The 17,677-nt window shown below is 37.7% G+C and carries 11 protein-coding genes; 6 read left to right on the top strand and 5 right to left on the bottom strand.

Annotated features, from left to right (window positions below):
• The first annotated feature begins 94 nt into the window (after nucleotides 1-94).
• The 3 genes from IEV09_RS09060 (at nucleotide 95) to IEV09_RS09050 (ending at nucleotide 6,863) form a co-directional block, all read left to right on the top strand.
• On the top strand, nucleotides 95-2,164 hold the full coding sequence (locus tag IEV09_RS09060; protein WP_188367978.1) for a methyl-accepting chemotaxis protein: 2,070 nt from the start codon (nucleotides 95-97) through the stop codon (nucleotides 2,162-2,164).
• Nucleotides 2,165-2,371: 207 nt separating this feature from the next.
• Nucleotides 2,372-4,465, top strand: a complete 2,094-nt coding sequence (locus IEV09_RS09055; RefSeq protein ID WP_194395501.1) for a methyl-accepting chemotaxis protein — start codon at nucleotides 2,372-2,374, stop codon at nucleotides 4,463-4,465.
• Nucleotides 4,466-4,772: 307 nt separating this feature from the next.
• Nucleotides 4,773-6,863: a methyl-accepting chemotaxis protein gene (locus IEV09_RS09050; protein WP_188367977.1), complete on the top strand. Its 2,091-nt coding sequence runs from the start codon at nucleotides 4,773-4,775 to the stop codon at nucleotides 6,861-6,863.
• A gap of 108 nt (nucleotides 6,864-6,971) precedes the next feature.
• On the opposite strand, the gene IEV09_RS09045 is transcribed toward IEV09_RS09050, so the two are convergent.
• The 5 genes from IEV09_RS09045 to IEV09_RS09025 form a co-directional block, all read right to left on the bottom strand.
• Nucleotides 6,972-8,933 carry a heavy metal translocating P-type ATPase gene (locus tag IEV09_RS09045; protein ID WP_188367976.1) on the bottom strand — a complete coding sequence of 654 codons (1,962 nt, stop codon included), beginning with the start codon at nucleotides 8,931-8,933 and terminating at the stop codon, nucleotides 6,972-6,974.
• Nucleotides 8,934-9,039: 106 nt separating this feature from the next.
• Nucleotides 9,040-10,887, bottom strand: a complete 1,848-nt coding sequence (locus tag IEV09_RS09040; RefSeq protein WP_188367975.1) for a heavy metal translocating P-type ATPase — start codon at nucleotides 10,885-10,887, stop codon at nucleotides 9,040-9,042.
• Between the two features lie 166 nt (nucleotides 10,888-11,053).
• A complete protein-coding gene (locus IEV09_RS09035; protein WP_188367974.1) occupies nucleotides 11,054-12,943 on the bottom strand; it encodes a DUF4153 domain-containing protein in 1,890 nt (629 codons plus the stop codon).
• Between the two features lie 101 nt (nucleotides 12,944-13,044).
• Nucleotides 13,045-14,106, bottom strand: coding sequence for an FUSC family protein (locus IEV09_RS09030; protein WP_188367973.1), 1,062 nt, complete (start codon nucleotides 14,104-14,106; stop codon nucleotides 13,045-13,047).
• Between the two features lie 125 nt (nucleotides 14,107-14,231).
• Nucleotides 14,232-15,080 (bottom strand): aldo/keto reductase, encoded by an 849-nt coding sequence (locus IEV09_RS09025; RefSeq protein WP_188367972.1) that lies wholly within the window; start codon nucleotides 15,078-15,080, stop codon nucleotides 14,232-14,234.
• Nucleotides 15,081-15,312: 232 nt separating this feature from the next.
• Between IEV09_RS09025 and IEV09_RS09020 the strand changes: the two genes are divergently transcribed.
• The 3 genes from IEV09_RS09020 to IEV09_RS09010 are packed head-to-tail and all read left to right on the top strand — an operon-like array spanning nucleotide 15,313 to nucleotide 17,667.
• On the top strand, nucleotides 15,313-16,029 hold the full coding sequence (locus IEV09_RS09020; protein ID WP_188367971.1) for an amino acid ABC transporter permease: 717 nt from the start codon (nucleotides 15,313-15,315) through the stop codon (nucleotides 16,027-16,029).
• Nucleotides 16,022-16,756, top strand: coding sequence for an amino acid ABC transporter ATP-binding protein (locus IEV09_RS09015; protein ID WP_188367970.1), 735 nt, complete (start codon nucleotides 16,022-16,024; stop codon nucleotides 16,754-16,756). The genes IEV09_RS09020 and IEV09_RS09015 overlap by 8 nt, the downstream gene beginning before the upstream one ends.
• Before the next feature lie 26 nt (nucleotides 16,757-16,782).
• Nucleotides 16,783-17,667: a transporter substrate-binding domain-containing protein gene (locus tag IEV09_RS09010; RefSeq protein ID WP_188367969.1), complete on the top strand. Its 885-nt coding sequence runs from the start codon at nucleotides 16,783-16,785 to the stop codon at nucleotides 17,665-17,667.
• Nucleotides 17,668-17,677: the final 10 nt, after the last annotated feature.

Here is a 17,677-nt window from a genome sequence, read left to right as displayed (position 1 = left end):
ACGTCCAAATAGTTTTTTGTAGGGTTGAATGCATTTAAAATTTGGCCGATAAATTTCGTGGTCAGTTTTTACAGACACACGAAAGGATGATATTTTGAAAATTACTACCCCCACTCAAATCAATAAAAAAGAGAAGAGCATCTCTGTTTTTATTGCACTTATTTTAGCATCACTTGCTCTACTCCCTATTTTGGCAATGACATTCAGTTCGATTACCGTTTCAAGAAATTTATTAATTGAACGAAACAAAGCTGCCCAAGTCAGTGCCGGAGAAGCCTTGATTGGTATGAAAGAAGAAATCTTCGATGCAACAGAAGACAAAATCGATGAATTAATCCAACTTGAAACTTTCCAAAATAATTCAAGTAACAAGTCAATGAAGGATACATTGATTGCTGCAGCAACTGGAGATACGAATGTTTTAGACATTATTTATATGACTGAATCTGGGAAAAGTGTCTCTGCCTTTGACTCAGATATTCGTGATAAAGAGTTGCTTAGCAATTGGTCGATTCCTGTTTTTAATGACAAAGACTCCTTTTTCCGTGCTCGCGCCGTTTTAAGTAGTGATGGTACAAACTACTTTGCGACAGCTGCTAAAGCTTTTCAAAAGAAAGATGGCTCATGGGGTGCGATTGCAATCGATATCTCTTACAAAAATGTCGATAATTTAATTGAAAACTTAAGTGTTGGTCGTACGGGTAGTTTATGGCTCGTGTCTGATGACGGCCGTGTCATTAGTGCCGATGATTCTGCAGCTGTTGGTTCGGATTTATCCACTTTTGATGATTTCAAAAAAATTGTCGAATCTTCTGAACGCACCGGTTTTATCCAAGCAGTTGATACACCGGATACCGATCAAATTTATTTTGATAAGGGTCCTGGCGCAAGTTCTTCTTGGGCATTTATTAACTTGAAATCCGATGAATATGCACTTGAAACAAAATCGTTGGTCTATTCGTCCTTCGCTGTTGTTATCGTAATGTCGATTCTTGTGATATTAACGATTGGCTTTATTGTCATACTCGTTAAACAAATCGTTACGATTTTTATCGCTCGATTCGATCAAGCGAGCCAAGGTGCATTAAATACAATTGGTCATCCGAACACACAAAACGATAAACGTTTCTCAGTCACTAGCTTCGCTCGAAGAATGGTTTATCCTGATGCTTTTGGAAACGAAATTCAACGCCTAGTAGACAAATACAACGAAATGATTCTAGCAGTTAGCCAGATGATTCGAAACGTTCATTCTGAGAGTCAGACCGTTTCAACGATGGCTGATTCCCTAGTCGAGTTATCAAAACAGGCAAATATTGCGACTGATGATGCCGCTAATATGATTGCTGGTATCGCTGAAGCAACTAGTTCGCAAGCCATTGAAACAGAAAACAGCGTTCACCAAGTCCAACAATTATCAAATGTTGTCTCTGAACTTACAAGTAATTTGGAATCGATGGATCAACACACCAAAGAATCGACTGTCATTAATACCGAAAACAAACAAATTATGAATGACGTTGATGCCAACTGGAAATCTGAACTCGCTCACCTTTCTTCACTAGTAAACAACATGGGTGATATGAATAACAGTATCCAAAACATTAACAAGATTATTAATGTCATCAATGACATTTCAAATCAAACCAATTTACTTGCGTTGAATGCTTCGATTGAAGCCGCTCGTGCTGGTGAGTTTGGTCGAGGTTTTGCGGTTGTTGCTTCTGAGATTCGTCAATTAGCAGAACAAAGTAAAAATTCAACCGAAGAAATCGAATCAATCATTCAAGATCTTCAAGTCAAATCACAAGAAATGGTTGATGAGACGTCGTCTTCTCTAGCAGGCGGCGAAAAACAATCGATTTTAATCCATCAAGCGATTGCTTCTTCTGATGATGTCTTTGATAAGAATAATGAAATTGTCAATGAAATGACAAAAATTCAACAATCGACCGAACAAATCGTTGCCATTCAACGATCTGTGCTAGAAAATCTCGAAACGATTGCTGCCTCGACTGAAGAAAATGCAGCAGGTACACAAGAAGTTTCAGCAAATACTGAGGAAGTTTTAGCTACAATGGAGGAAGTAACAGGTCACATGAACCAATTACACCACATTTCAAACACACTCAACCAATTAGTTGAACAATTTGATTTAGACTAAAAATAATAATTGAATACTGTCCCCCCTAGTAGGAATTCTTCTCGTTACTACTAGGGGGGATTTTTTGTCTATTTTTATCTGAATACAACTTGCTTCTTTAAGTTCTTTGTTTCTAATCCGATAGTCTACTATATCAAGTGATTACATTTTTTTCACTTTACGCTTCAAAAAATATCAAAGTGTCTATCAGAAAGGAAAAGCTACATTATGAAGAAGGTTCAAACAAAAACAAGAACAAAAAGTATTGGAACCGCCGTTGCCCTAACTTTAATGCTGATTGCATTGCTCCCTATCTTGGCTATGTTTTTTACATCTCTGAGAACTTCAACGAGCTTACTAAAAGATCGGAATCACGAAAGTCAACGAAGCAGCGCTCTTTCCATTTTAAATGCCAAAGAAGATATCTTCATGCAAACGTATGGAAGTATTGAAAAGATGATTCAAATGCCGATTTTCACTAAGAAATTTGATCATAAAAAAATTAGTGAGGTTTTGCCTTATCTCGGTGTTGATTCATCCAATATGACACAAATCACTTTTGCAACCGAAGATGGAAAATTTAGTTCATTAACTCCTCAAACCAGTGGGTTTGATCCAAGGACTCGCCCTTGGTATCAACTGGCAATGGAAAATAAAGGGACAACGATTCGCACCGAACCTTTTGAATCCGCTGATGGTACTGGCTACATTAACACGGTTACCCGTGCTTTTGTCAATGATGAAGGCGAATGGGGTGTGTTAGGAGTGAATATTTCCTACAATAGTGTCAATGATTTGTTAACAACTCTGACCGTCGGAAATACTGGACGCATCTATCTTGTTTCTGATACTGGAATTGTTATTGGTTCTTCTCAAGCCGAAACGATTGGTGATAATGTCACCGATGCAAAATATTTCCAAGATATTAAATCATCGAAAGATTCAACCGGTTTCCTAGAGTATGGTGAATCAGATGGCGATACTGGTGGTGCCGCTGATATTTACTTTGATAAAGGACCAAGTGATGGGAATACTTGGGCATTTATCCGAATTGATAAGAGTGAATATGATGATGAGACCCGTTCCCTGTTAATCAGTTCTGGTATTGTGCTACTAGTTATGCTTGGACTTGTTGCTGCGATTGCCTTTCTTGTTGTCTATCTTGTTCGAACGATGATTTTTGTCTTTATGAATCAATTTGACCAAATTGGTCAAGGAAAGTTAAATCTAATTACAGATGCTAGCTTATCTGACAATACGGAAAAATCAAATAAAGTCGGATTTTCTTTAAAACGTTTGGCTGAGCGTTTTGCACTTCCGCAAGCAGACGGTAATGAAATTCAACGTCTAGCAAATCAATACAATCAAATGATTCTCTCAATTCGTAAGATTATTCAACAAGTTCAAGGCGAAAGTAAACATGTGGCGACCATGTCTGATTCATTGTTTGATTTATCGAAACAAACAAACAGTGCTACAGAAGAAGTTGCTGAAACCATTAGTGGCATTGCTGCCGTGACGAGTTCACAAGCACAAGAAACAGAAGGTAGCGTAACGCAAGTTCAAAACTTATCCGATGTTATTTATGAATTGCAAACAAATGTCGTGACGATGAACGAACAATCACAAGAATCGATTACGATTAACCAACAAAGTATGGAAATTATGGATCAGGTCAATATTAACTGGAATAGCGAGTTAACCCACATGGGTGAACTGATGGATAATATGAGTGGTATGAACCATAATATTCAAAACATTAATAAGATTATTAACGTGATTAACGATATCTCTTATCAAACAAACTTACTTGCACTAAATGCCTCGATTGAAGCGGCGCGTGCAGGTGAATCTGGTAAAGGTTTTGCGGTTGTTGCGACAGAAATTCGCCAATTAGCTGAACAAAGTAAAAACTCAACGATTGAAATCGAAAGTATTATTGATAAAATTCAAGCACAATCCAATCAAATGGTACAACAAACGTCTCAATCCCTTTCTGGTGGTGAAAGACAATCACAACTCATTCAAGATGCGATTGTTTCCTCATTAGAAGTCTTCAATCGAAACAACACTTTAATTACAGGTGTTGAACAGATTCAAGAAGCAATGGAGCGCATGATTGGTATTCAACAAATTGTATCAGAGAACTTAGAAAACATTTCTGCTTCAACGGAAGAAAATGCTGCTGGTACACAAGAAGTTTCTGCCAATGCTGAAGAAGTACTTGCAACAATGGAAGAATTCATAGGACATGTCGATGAATTACGAACCATTTCAGTTGGCTTAAAGCAACTAACCGATCAATTTGAAATGACCAACTAATTTCATTGAAATCATTTATTAAAAGTAGACGATGGCTTTTGTCATTGTCTACTTTTTTGGATATTAACAATGTAGTAAATCCCCTTTATTAAATCAGCTGCCCATCGTATTTTTATTAAGGCTGTTTTTTCTCTTTTTAGAATCTGATGTACCGATAGCGTGTATTTTACTGCATAATGGCTTTCATTCGTTCAAATTTAAAAATAAACCGTTATTTTATTGCCATTCACTATTAAAACCGGATGATAGTAAACCGATTGAGATTAATGTATGTTTTATTTTTAGGTAATGCAGAAAGGATGACACCATGAACCATTTGTTGAAAAAATTACCCAAATTGAAGCGAAAAAATACACCGCGTGAAAAAAGTATTATGCCGATCATTATGACGATTTTAGTATTAAGTGCGCTCTTACCAATTCTCGCGATGCTCTTTTCTTCGATTCGAAGCTCTATGAATTTAATTGAAGAACGGAATAAAACTTCACAAGAAATTAGTACAAAGACTGTTTTACAAGTTCGGAATGAACTATTCAATGCAATTGATATACGAATCGATGATATGTTACAACTCGATTCTTTTAAAACAACTTTTAATAAACAAGAAGTGCAACGCGACATTCAAACCTCTGCAATTGGTGATATGAATATCAAGCAATTAGTTCTAGCCAATGAAAATGGTCAATATGCGACTTTTAACCCCGTTCCAGCTGATTACCACCCCTATTCACTGGACTGGTATGAAAAAGCGTTGGATTATGAGGGTAAATTTTATCGTACGGACCCTTACATTTCAGGTGAGAAAAATGAACAAATTATTACTGTTGCCAAAGCCTTTCGGAATCGCAATGCAGAGTGGAACGTTTTAGCCGTCGATGTTTCTTATAAAAATGTCGATAACGTCGTCCGCAATCTTAGCGTTGGTCGAACTGGGAATGTTTCTTTAATTTCAAATACAGGTGTCATCATTAGTGCCTCTGACCGCAGTCAAATTGGAGAAGATTTAAGTAAGGAAGTCTTCTTTCAGCAAATTGTTGACTCCCCAGAATTAACTGGCTTCATTTCACTCGGTAATTCCCATGCTTCTCTTTCTGGCTACTACTTCGATAAAGGAATGAATGGTAGCACGGATTGGGCGCTTGTTAGCCTAGGGAAAACGGAATATGATCGAGAAATCAAAAGCTTAGTTGTCTCTTCTGCCATCGTTTTAGTTGTCATGATGACTGTTACAATTTTTATTGCTATTGCAATGATTGTTTTCATTAGAGAAACTTTACTCATCTTAACCAAACGTTTTGAACAAATTAGCCAAGGACGACTAAAACATATTTTCCGTTTAGTTGATACGAATGAGAGTCGTTTTTCAATTAGTAGTTGGGCTAAACGTTCTGTCTATGGTGACCCACAAGGAAACGAAATTCAACGTTTAGTTGATAAATATAACCAGATGATTGATTCCGTTTGTGATTTAATTACTCGCGTTCAAAAAGAAAGTGATGGGATTTCAACCATGTCTCATTCTTTGTTAGAATTATCTCAACAAACAAACTTAGCCACTGAAGAAGCGGCTGAAATGATTACAGGCATCGCAAATGTTACAAGCATACAAGCGAAAGAAACCTCAAGTAGCGTAGAAAATATCCAGAACTTATCACTAATTATTGATACGCTCTTAAAAAATATCGCTTCGATGAATATTCAATCACAGGAATCTTTAGGGATGAACGAAGAAAACATGTCCATCATGGACCAGGTTAATATTAACTGGCAAAATGAACTCACTCATCTTGATACTTTAACAACGGATATGAATCAGATGAATACCAATATTCAAAATATTAACCAAATTATCCAAGTCATTAACGATATTTCTTACCAAACCAACTTACTAGCCTTAAATGCCTCAATCGAAGCGGCTCGGGCTGGTGAATATGGCCGTGGATTTTCGGTCGTGGCAACAGAAATTCGTCAATTAGCAGAAAAAAGTAAGGACTCTACCCAAAAAATTGAAGAAATTATTACGACGATTCAACGTCAATCACAACGAATGTTAGAGCAAACAACTGCTTCATTAACAGGTGGTGAAAAGCAATCACAACTAATTAGCCAAGCGATTGCTTCTTCAATAGAAGTCTTTAAACGAAACCATTCATTAGTTGAAGAGATTGAAGACGTACATCACGCAACCGAAGAAATTGTTTCAATTCAAAATCTTGCACTAGGTACATTGGAAACAATCGCTGCTTCAACACAAGAAAACGCAGCTGGAACACAAGAAGTCTCCGCCAATACCGAAGAAGTGCTCGCAATGATGGAAGAATTCCTTGGTCACGTCGATCGTCTGACTGAAATCTCAGTCCAACTCAAAAAACATACCAGCCAGTTTACACATGATTAAATAGAGGCCATCTCATGAGCACCTTATTACCGAATCATTACTCATGAAGAACAGCCCAATCTAAAAAGCACACTTTCAATCATTACAATTGAAAGTGTGCTTTTTAAGTTATTCTTGAATTGGTATTAATAACCTTAAGCCATTTAGTAATACGACAATCGTACTACCTTCATGTGCTAAGACACCAATTCCAATATCGATTTTACCTAAGAAATTTAAAGCAACTAGTAAAACCACTATAAACATTGAAAATGCGATGTTTTGCCAAACTACTTTATCGAGTTTTTTAGCTACTTGATGAGCTGTTTTAAAGCGGGTTAAGTCATTTTTCATAATAACAGCATCCGCTACATCGATTGCAACATCTGTTCCATCCCCCATTGCAAAACCGATATCTGATTTAACAAGTGCCGGGGCATCATTAATTCCGTCACCCATCATGACTGTTTTCCCATATTTCTGTTGCAATTCTTCAACAATTTTGTATTTATTTTCAGGTAAAACATTGCCTTTTACTTCATCAATTCCCAATAATTTTGCAACAGCTTCACCCGTCGTCTGCGCATCACCAGTAATCATCACCGTTTGAATCTTTTGACTATGTAAATAGTCAATAACTTGTTTAGCTGATTCTTGCGGCAAGTCCATCATTGCTAGGTACCCTACGACAACTTGCTCTTCACTAAAGAAGACAACATTTTTACCTTCCGCCATTAGCGTATTGGCTTTGTCTAATAAATCCATCGAAACATCTGAGAAGAAATCTTTTTTCCCAATCTGGTACTGCTTGTTTTCAAATGTGGCAACGAGTCCTTTACCAATTTCATTGTGAACTTCCATATCGATTGGGTTGACTTGAGCAAAATGATTCAATATTGCTTTTGCTAGTGGATGATTGGCGCTTTTTTCCATTGATACAATGATTTCAATCCAATGATCGGCTTTCTCTTGGTCCGTAAAATAAACGTCAGTTACAGAAGGATTCCCTTTTGTTAATGTACCGGTTTTATCAAAGGCTACGACTTGAATATCGGCTAAATTGGCTAAGTAGCTGCCACCTTTAAATAAGACGCCGCGTTTTGCTAAATTGGAAATACCAGATAATGTGGCTGGAATGGCACTTGCTGCTAACGCACACGGTGAAGCGGAGATCATTAAGACCATGCCTCGATAAAAACTCGTATACCAACCCCAGTTAAAAAGGAAAACACCTGCTAGAATGAATAACGGTACGAGAGCCAAGACACTATTCACATATAATGGTTCAATCTTTTTAATTTTAGTGGCAGTCGGCGATAGATTCCGTTGTGATTGGTCAACTAGTGCGAGTATTTTGGCAAAGACCGTATCTGACGAATCTTTCGTTACTTCCATCGTAAACGTTCCGTTTCCATTAATCGTACTACCAAAGATATCATCGCCCACTGTTTTCTCAAGTGGCATACTTTCACCATTAATCGTTGACTCATTGAGTAAGCTGCCACCAGAAACAATCACACCATCTGTGGGAATTTGATCCCCTGGCAAAATTTGTAGTTGATCCCCTATTTTTAAGGTTTCAACTGCGACTAAAGTGGTTTCTCCGTTGCTCTTTATTAGACGTGCTTCGGTCGGATTCATTTTTAGTAAAGAAGTAATTTCACGTTTACTACGATTCTCAGCATAATCTTCTAAGAAATGGGCACCTGCAAAAATCAAAATCAGCAGTGCTCCTTCATCAAAGTCACCAATAATCGCAGCTCCTATAGCGGCTAAAGTCATTAAAACATGAACGTTTGGCCAAAGTTTTTTCAAACGTAAACTATCAGTAATCGTTTCACCGATTCCTTCTAAAATCACATGATAGCCAGCTGTCATCATCGCGACAAACATTAATAAATTCGTTATTAGCGTTGTAGCGGGTAGAAATAAAGCGATTAAATAAAAAGCAAGTCCTATAAAATATAAAACAACAGGTAATTTTCCATGATTATGATTGTGTCCACAACTTGATGCGACTTGACCATGGTCATGCTCATGGTTGCAACTATGGTGTTTCTCTCCATGATGGTGTTTTGTTTTTACTGACATAGTAATCCCTCCAAAACGTACATATGAATATACGTTCATTTGCTAATTCTATTATAAGTGATTACTTATTCATTTGTCCAAGGTTATTTGCTCACTCTTTACTTTGTTAAGAGCCCTTTCCATCTTTAAGCAGTCGCAACCCATTTAATATCACTAGAATCGTGCTTCCCTCATGACCGATCACCGCTAAAGGAATCGTTAATTTTTGCATTAAATTCAAAATAATTAACGTTAAAATCACGGTAACACTAAAGATGATATTTTGTTTAATGATACGTTTCATTTTTTTCGAAAGGCGATGCATATAAACAAGTTTCGCCAAATTATTTTCCATGATTACTACGTCAGAAACTTCTATTGCAACATCTGTCCCTTCACCCATGCTAATCCCAATGGTTGCCGTTGCAAGTGCCGGCGCATCATTGACACCATCACCAACCATCGCATTTTTACCGTAAAGGTCTTTTTGATTTTTAACATGCGCCACTTTTTCAGCTGGTAACAACTCCGCAAAGTATTCGGATAGTTCTGCTTCTTTAGCAATCGTTTCTGCTGTGTAGGAATTATCACCTGTCAACATCACCGTATGAATGCCTTGTTGGTTAAAATATTGAATCGCCTCTTTGGCGTTTGTGTTTAAGGTATCGAGTAAGGCGATTCCGCCAACAAGTTCATGATTTTTTTCAACATAGATAACCGTTTTCCCTTGCTGTTTCCAAGTCAAAAATTCTGCAGGTTCAACCGTATTTCCGCGTTTTTTACCAATATAATACGTATCACCTTGATACAAACTTTGAATTCCCATCGCTGTAATTTCTTCGGTTTCAAGCGATTGACTGACAAATGTTTGATTCCAATGATTCACAATGCCTTTAGCTAAAGGGTGCGTACTTTTTTCTTCGAGACCTAAAACAAAGGGAATCATTTGAGCTTCATCAATCGACCAATACGTATCAGTAACAGTGAACTCGCCTTTGGTTAATGTCCCAGTTTTATCAAAAGAGAGACTCTTAATCTCTGCCAACTCTTCTAAATACGTTCCACCTTTAAATAACATTCCATGGCGCGCCCCATTACTAATCGCACTTAACAAAGCGGGTGTCGAACTTGCGACCAAAGCACATGGACTCGCGACAACAAGTAAGTTCACTCCTCGATAAATGCTTTCATTCCAAGTCCACGATAAACCAAAATGGAAAAACAAAATAGACAGTGGCACCGCTAAAACAATCAGTAATACATAGCGATTTTCAATACGTTGAATAAAACTTTCTGTCTTTGTTTGGCTATTTTGCGCTTCTTCAACAAGTGCGATAATTTTGGCAATCACAGTTTCTGAACGTTTACGATTGACTTGAATTTCTATCGCATCACCCAAGTTTAACGTCCCACCAAAGACTTCCTGACCTTTTGTCTTTAAGCGTGGTACACTCTCACCATTAATCACCGACTCATCCAGTTCGGAAGCTCCTTCTAAAATAATGCCATCAATTGGAATGTTTTCCCCTTTAAAAATCGCTACACGATCCCCTAAGATTAATTCACTTGTTTCAACTAAAAGGTATTCCCCTGATGCCAAAATTTTACGAGCCTTCTTGGGCTGTCTATCCAGTAGACGATTAATTTCACGTGCACTTCTATCGGTCGTATACTCTTCTAATAAATGACTTAAACTAAAAATAAAAATTAATAATGCCCCTTCGCGCCAATCACCAATTAGACCTGCACTGACTGCTGCCAAAATCATTAAAAGATCGACATTAAAATGCTTTTCAGCAAATAATTCCTTCAAACCATTCCATGCAATTTCAAGTCCTCCCGTTACAACTGAAAGAAGATAAAATAGCCAACTGTACGGCCACCCCATACCAAATTCTATCAGCAATCCCACGATTAAAAACAATATACAACTTGCAGTACTAATCAATTGCGTATTTTCTCTCATTTTATTCATACTATCTGTCCCCCTTCTACAATCATTTCCTACATCTAATCTAACCATATCACCAACCTCGCGGATAAGATATGACTTGAAAAAGAGAATCGTTTGCAATTAGAGTAAAGCAAAAACCATCGGAGTATTTTATCTCATCCGATGGTCTGTCTGTTATTTATTTTATTTAAGGTTTGACTTCACTAACATAAATTCCTTCAACTTCTGACCAATACGTTGTTTCATTCGTATTCTCATTGATCACTACTTCTATCGTGCTGAAAATGATTGTTCCTTTTATTTCTGAACTTTCGAAATTAAATTGAAGTTCTGGAACATCAATGGTCTCCCCACTTTGATTCATATCGACTGTAGCAGGATGGGTTTCTTGCAACTCGTCAAAGTAAGCCTGTAAGGTTTCTTCAATGATTACGCGATCATCCAACGTGACTTTCAAACTTGGTAAGCTACTTTGCGCATCTGTCTGCCATTCAATGATAAATTGACCTTGATTACTTTTCAAGATACCACGTTGGCTATTCGTTTCATTATCGTAATGAAGGGGTACTTGCCACTCAAAGTCCGCAATCGAAAAGGCTTGGTTTTCACGCGCTAAGCTCATACGTTTTACTTGTTTTCCTGGGGCCGGCGTTGGCGGTGTATCATCTTGTCTCGGATAAATCGGATCAAAGCCCATAACTTCTTTAAAGCTTTGATCATTATAAGCTGAAATCGTCAACCATTTTGGTATCTTATCGGAATCTTGTCGTGCCAGATACGTCGCAGAAACGGTAATTTTCTCTCGTTCGGAACGCGGCATTTTTGGATTCCCTGGAATAATTTTTTGGCCATCAAACATTTCCGCTTCGGTCAATAATTTTTCTAGGCGATTGCTTTGGAGTGTAACCGGTAAGCTCTGATAACCGACAATTGGTAAAACGGTAAATACCATACTAATCATCGTTAGTAACAAAACGACGGCATAACTTTTTTTGAATTTAAAGACGAGTAAGAGCATCGCTAAGACGGCCACTTTCCAAACAATCACGAAATAATATTCAGTTGTCTGCATGCCATACATTAACAATTGATTGATAATTGCCCAACCTTCAAATGCCAAAATAATCAGCGTGGCAATCGGATACACTTTTCTATAAAATTTCGCAAGGGCATTGTCCGCTTCTTGCACCATCATATGCAGCCAGATCCCAACAAGCGTATACGTAGTTGCGATACCTGAAAGACGCAAGAAATTTTCTCCGACTCCTTGGAAAATAATACGAACAGTCCAAAGTAATAAGACAATGGTTAACGCTAGCGTTATCGGCACTAAAATATAAGAAAATAGTAGTTTGATAAAACGTGGCTGTTGTTCTGCTTCTAGGCGTTTTTCATCTTCTTCCGCTTTGGAAAAATCGGGTAAAAAACCTAAGAATAACATGAAGGCAATAAAGCCAATCAGTGAGGTTAAGTGTTGATACACTTTAAAGCTCATCGCTGGATAAAGCAATCCTTGAATCGCTCCTGCTACGGCTGATGTCCCGGCAAGTAACACGAGCCCATAAATCCCAGATACTGCAATTGCTTTTTGAATCATAAAAATGGTCCGTGACACGTATTTATTGATCCATGGCTTGGCTGCAAATAAAATAAAAGCAAGAAAAATGACACTGATTAAAATCGCCATGCGCCCCTGTGCTAGATAGGTTAGTCCTGGATAACGATAATAACTATCCGGACTTAATTCATCTCGACCTAAAAAATATAAGAGAACAAAAACAATCACACCACTGACACCTGTCAAACCATTGGCTAGCCAATGATTCCTTGGCTGATTTTTTTGGCTCCGAACATACGTGATAGAGGCCAGTCCTAAAATCGCGATTAAAGCTGCGGACCATTGCAAGCTATCAAATAACAGTCGATTAAGGTTCTGCGTGCTTTCGACACTTTGAATACGGGTCATCGTTATCACCATAAATAAAAATGCGCCCACACTTGCCATAAAGAAACGAGTGACTGCCTGATAAGCGCCTTTAAATGTCGACTCAATGGATTCAACAAATGGATTTTTCATCTTAAAAAACCTCCTTTACTTCTAGCCTAATTATACCATACCCGGCAATTTTCTCGTTTTTCTAGTCCTTTCATCGTAAGAAAAAAGCAACGAATATAAAATCATTCGCTGCTTTTTGGAATCCTACGATTGGTCAAGTATTGGATGGTTTGATTCATAAATAACAAGTAGATTACGCCAAAAACCACCCCAAACAGATTAGTAAAAATACGTAAATGGGCTGCTTCTTCAATCCCATAGATTCCTTGTGCTAACAACAAGGCACCGAAGCAATTAATGATGGTTTGATTGCGGTATTTCGTTGACAAGCCTAAGAAAAACCCAGCAATCGGACCAATGAAAAACCAATAATTCGCTGGTAAAAATTTCATAACAAACAAAAATAATAGCGAGCCACAAACCGCACCAATCACTCTTGCAATTGAACGTTCTTTTAATTGGTCATGATTCCCGGCTAATAAAGACGAACAGGCAAAACCCGCCCACATAAAGCGCTCTAACGGATACACCGCCATCACAAAAAAGAATAAACTCATGCCAAAAGCAAGAAACAATAAAAAGCGGTTATTTTCATTGAACGTATTTTCCCCCAGCATGCGTGATTTAAACGTATGATTCTGATGTTTATCTTGATGTTTTTTATAATAAATCAACGCAAAAATAAGATACATTACGACCATCATAGTTAAACGTGTGCTAAAAACGCTTGATGGAGGAACCGTTCCTATTAAAAACATATACGAAAAACTATACAGACTAGGATTTCCGTATAAGCGATTGTAACTCGTGATAAAGAAAATCAAAATCAGTGCTAAAAAATGAATAATAAATGCGATAACTGGTTGGAATAAGCCGACAACCTGCGGCACGATTAGAAAAATTAAAAAGACAACCCCTAAGCCAACAATGCTTTCTTTCACGTTATAACCAAAATCAACGACTCGTAAACTCAGCAATAGACACAATAACACAACTGCGAGACTGCTTTGCTCCTGACCAAAAATCGTCGTACAGCCCACAATAAAGGCGATTGAAAAAAGGATCATTAAAAAAGAGCGTAAAAGTAAAACCATCAAATAGTAATTTTTCTTTTGAGCCTCTCCTTCTCTCATTTGATGTTTCAATTCATATGGTGACAATTGTAATGCTTGATACAAACTCATACATACTTCCTCTCCCCTGCAAAATACTATTGAAAAGTATACGCTTTATTTGAATTAACGGCAATAAAAAAAACTTGAACAAGTTTTTCCTTGTTCAAGTTTCTTCCTATATTAAATAGGTTGATTTAAAAACTTGCTTCATCGGGATTCAAAGCACTGCCTGCGACGCCTTGCAATTGATCGATTTGTTTCATTTCCTCTGCACTTAATTCAAAATCAAACAATAAGCTGTTCTCAAAAATTCGACTATCGGTAACTGATTTTGGTAATGGCAAGAAGCCTTTTTGTAAGCTCCAACGTAAAACGATTTGCGCGATGGATTTATTATGCGCATCAGCTAACACTTGTAATGCCTTAATTTCTAAAATATTTCCTGTTCCAAGCGGACTGTAAGCTTCACTTAACAGGCCATGTTTTTGGTTGAAGGCTACCAGTTCGACTTGTTGGTCACTTGGATTCAAATAAATTTGATTGACCGCCGGCTTAATCGTTGCTGTTTCAAACAATTTTTCTAAATGATGCGGTAAAAAATTCGAGACGCCAATCGTTTTGATTTTTCCTGCTGCAACAGCTTCTTCCATCGCACGCCAACAATCAGCGTTGCGTGTCGCCCAATCCTCTCTAAAAGCAATCGGTGTTGGCCAGTGAATCAAATACAAATCAATATAATCGGTTCCTAACGCTTTTAATGAATCATCGATTGCTTGCACCGCTGCTTCATACGTGCCAATTGGGTTGGCTAACTTGGTCGTGATGTATAACTCTGCGCGTGGAATGCCACTTTCAGTGATTGCCGCGCCGACGGACCCTTCATTTTGATAAGCGGCTGCCGTATCAATGTGACGATAGCCAACTTCTAATGCCTTCAAAACGGAGTGTTTGGCAATTTCGCCATCCGGTGTTTGCCATGTTCCAAAACCAACGACTGGAATCTTGTTGCCATCATTTAAGACATACGTACTCGTTAAACTCATGAATATTCCTCCTTATTTTTACTACTATTGTTAGCGTACCTTATTTTGCCTCGCTTGTCATGAAATCCCTTTCTTTTTTTAAATACGAACATTTCAGCAATCTTGCAAAATATTAAATAAATATGCTTGCTTTTCAGTTTAAAATGAATTATTATACATTATATACTAATAAAACGTAAATAATATTCATAAAAACGACTAAATAATGAATATTTTCGAGAGGAGTCTTCAAATGGATTATTTCTACCTAATGAATATCGTCATTGATTTTGGAAAAATGACAAAGTGGATCCCGACTTTTATCGATGGAACGATTGTTACAATTGTTTTATCTTTAATGACCGTCTTTTTTGGATCGATTATTGGCTTACTGGCAACACTGCTTCAACAATCACCAAACAGACTATTCAAAGGGATCGCAGCGATTTATACACAAGTGATTCGCGGAACACCTTTACTGATTCAATTATATTTTTGGTTATACGGCTTGCCTTTAATCGGTATCACCATTCCGGCCATGCCTTTCCTAGGTGACATTTATGGCTCACGTGAATTTTTAACGGCAATTGTCGCTCTTTCGATTAACTCAGGTGCCTATATTTGTGAACTCTTACGTGGTGGGCTAGATGCGATCGACAAAGGTCAAATGGAAGCAGGTCGTTCCCTTGGTCTAAGTCGTCGTCAAACAATGCGCTCAGTCATTATTCCACAAGCGATACGTGTCATCTTACCTGGTTTAGGAAATGAATTTATCGCAATGATTAAAGAATCTTCTATTGTATCGGTCGTAGGAATCTTTGATGTGATGTATACAACGACCATTGTTAAAGCATCGACTTACTCGATCTTTGAACCGTTAATTATTGTCGCAATTATTTATTTCTTCTTAACATTTACATTGACTGCCTTAATGAAACAACTAGAAAAGAGGTTAAGTATTTATGATTAAAACAGTGAATCTACAAAAAAGCTACGGCGATTTAGAAGTCTTAAAAGGCATCTCAACTGAAATCAAAAAAGGCGAAATTTTGGCTGTCATTGGACCTTCTGGTTCAGGAAAATCAACCTTTCTTCGCTGTTTAAACTTAATGGAAAAACCAACAGGCGGTGAAGTTTTATTTAAAGACAAGTCACTAACCGATAAGACATTAAAAGAAAGTGACATTGACTTGATTCGCCAACAAATTGGCATGGTTTTCCAACACTTTAACTTATTTCCAAATATGACTGTTTTAGAAAATATCATCTTAGCACCGATGAAACTCAAAAACCTTTCGAAAGATGCAGCGACAAAAATCGCCGAAGAGTTATTGAAAAAAGTCGGTTTGTCCGATAAGCGAGATGTTTATCCAAGTAAGTTATCCGGTGGTCAAAAACAACGGGTCGCTATCGCCCGTGCCTTAGCAATGGAACCGGAAGTCATGTTGTTTGATGAACCGACTTCGGCACTTGATCCTGAGATGGTAAAAGAAGTCTTACTAGTTATTCAAGATTTAGCTAAAAGTCATTTGACGACCGTGATTGTCACGCATGAAATGAACTTCGCTAAAAAAGTCGCTTCACGTGTTTTCTTTATTGATAAAGGCGTGATTGTTGAAGAAGGTACACCTGAAGAACTCTTTGATCATCCGAAAGAACAACGTACTAAAGAATTCCTAGATCAAATTACTTTTTAATACATAACAAATTGGAGGAAAATAAAATGAAAAATAAATTTAAATTAGCCGTGGTTGGCCTATTAACAATGACAGTCTTAGCAGCGTGTGGTGGCGGCTCAACAGATGATACAACAGCTGGTTCAAAATCAGATGCTGGCACCGATCAATTAAGTAAAATCAAAGAAGCTGGAAAAATCGTGATGGCGACTTCACCTGACTTCCCCCCTGCTGAGTTCTATATTTTAAAAGATGGTAAAAAAGAAATCGTTGGTAGTGATGTTGCCTTGATTCAAGCTCTTGCAGATGAAATCGGCGTCGAACTTGAAATTAAACCGACAGACTTCAATGGCGTTTTAGCCAATATCCAAACCGGCAGTGTCGATCTTGGGATTGCAGCTTTCGTTGGAACCGATGAACGTGGCCAAGTAATGGAGTTTTCTGAAGGTTACCAACAAGAAGCAGCAGATGGTTTCCAAGGATTGTTAATGACAAAAGAAAATGCAGCAAAATACAAGTCTTTAGATGAAGTCAAAGAAGCAAAAATTAAGATTGGCGCCCAAGCTGGTTCTGTACAATATGAACTTGCTACAAAAGTAACGGACGATTCAAAAATCAAGCAATTCGGTACGATGGATGCAGCTATTTTAGCGTTAAACTCTGGAGATGTCGAAGCCATTACAGTATCCTCTTCACACGTATTACCAATGTTAGCGACATTCCCAGATTTAGAAATTTTACCACAAGAAACGTTTGACTTAGATCCTACGAAACAATACGCAACAAACGTCATCGGTTTCCCTAAAGGACGTGACAACAAAGCCTTAATCGAAGTGGCGAACAAAGTGATTAAAGAAAACCTTGAAAATGGTAACTTAGATAAATGGCGTGCAGAATATACGAAACTTGCGGTTGACGCAATCGAAGAATAGGAGAATTGAC

The organism is Enterococcus alcedinis (assembly GCF_014635985.1).
GTDB classification, from domain to species: Bacteria; Bacillota; Bacilli; order Lactobacillales; family Enterococcaceae; genus Enterococcus_I; species Enterococcus_I alcedinis.
The sequence above is the reverse complement of the archived record's forward strand: the minus strand, read 5'-3'. Positions and strand labels throughout refer to the sequence as shown.

Coding starts and splice junctions, on each gene's coding strand:
- IEV09_RS09010 (WP_188367969.1), top strand. CDS start 16,783: ATGAAAAATAAATTTAAATTAGCCGTGGTTGGCCTATTAACAATGACA.
- IEV09_RS09025 (WP_188367972.1), bottom strand. CDS start 15,080: ATGAGTTTAACGAGTACGTATGTCTTAAATGATGGCAACAAGATTCCA.
- IEV09_RS09040 (WP_188367975.1), bottom strand. CDS start 10,887: ATGAATAAAATGAGAGAAAATACGCAATTGATTAGTACTGCAAGTTGT.
- IEV09_RS09020 (WP_188367971.1), top strand. CDS start 15,313: ATGGATTATTTCTACCTAATGAATATCGTCATTGATTTTGGAAAAATG.
- IEV09_RS09055 (WP_194395501.1), top strand. CDS start 2,372: ATGAAGAAGGTTCAAACAAAAACAAGAACAAAAAGTATTGGAACCGCC.
- IEV09_RS09030 (WP_188367973.1), bottom strand. CDS start 14,106: ATGAGTTTGTATCAAGCATTACAATTGTCACCATATGAATTGAAACAT.
- IEV09_RS09015 (WP_188367970.1), top strand. CDS start 16,022: ATGATTAAAACAGTGAATCTACAAAAAAGCTACGGCGATTTAGAAGTC.
- IEV09_RS09035 (WP_188367974.1), bottom strand. CDS start 12,943: ATGAAAAATCCATTTGTTGAATCCATTGAGTCGACATTTAAAGGCGCT.
- IEV09_RS09050 (WP_188367977.1), top strand. CDS start 4,773: ATGAACCATTTGTTGAAAAAATTACCCAAATTGAAGCGAAAAAATACA.
- IEV09_RS09045 (WP_188367976.1), bottom strand. CDS start 8,933: ATGTCAGTAAAAACAAAACACCATCATGGAGAGAAACACCATAGTTGC.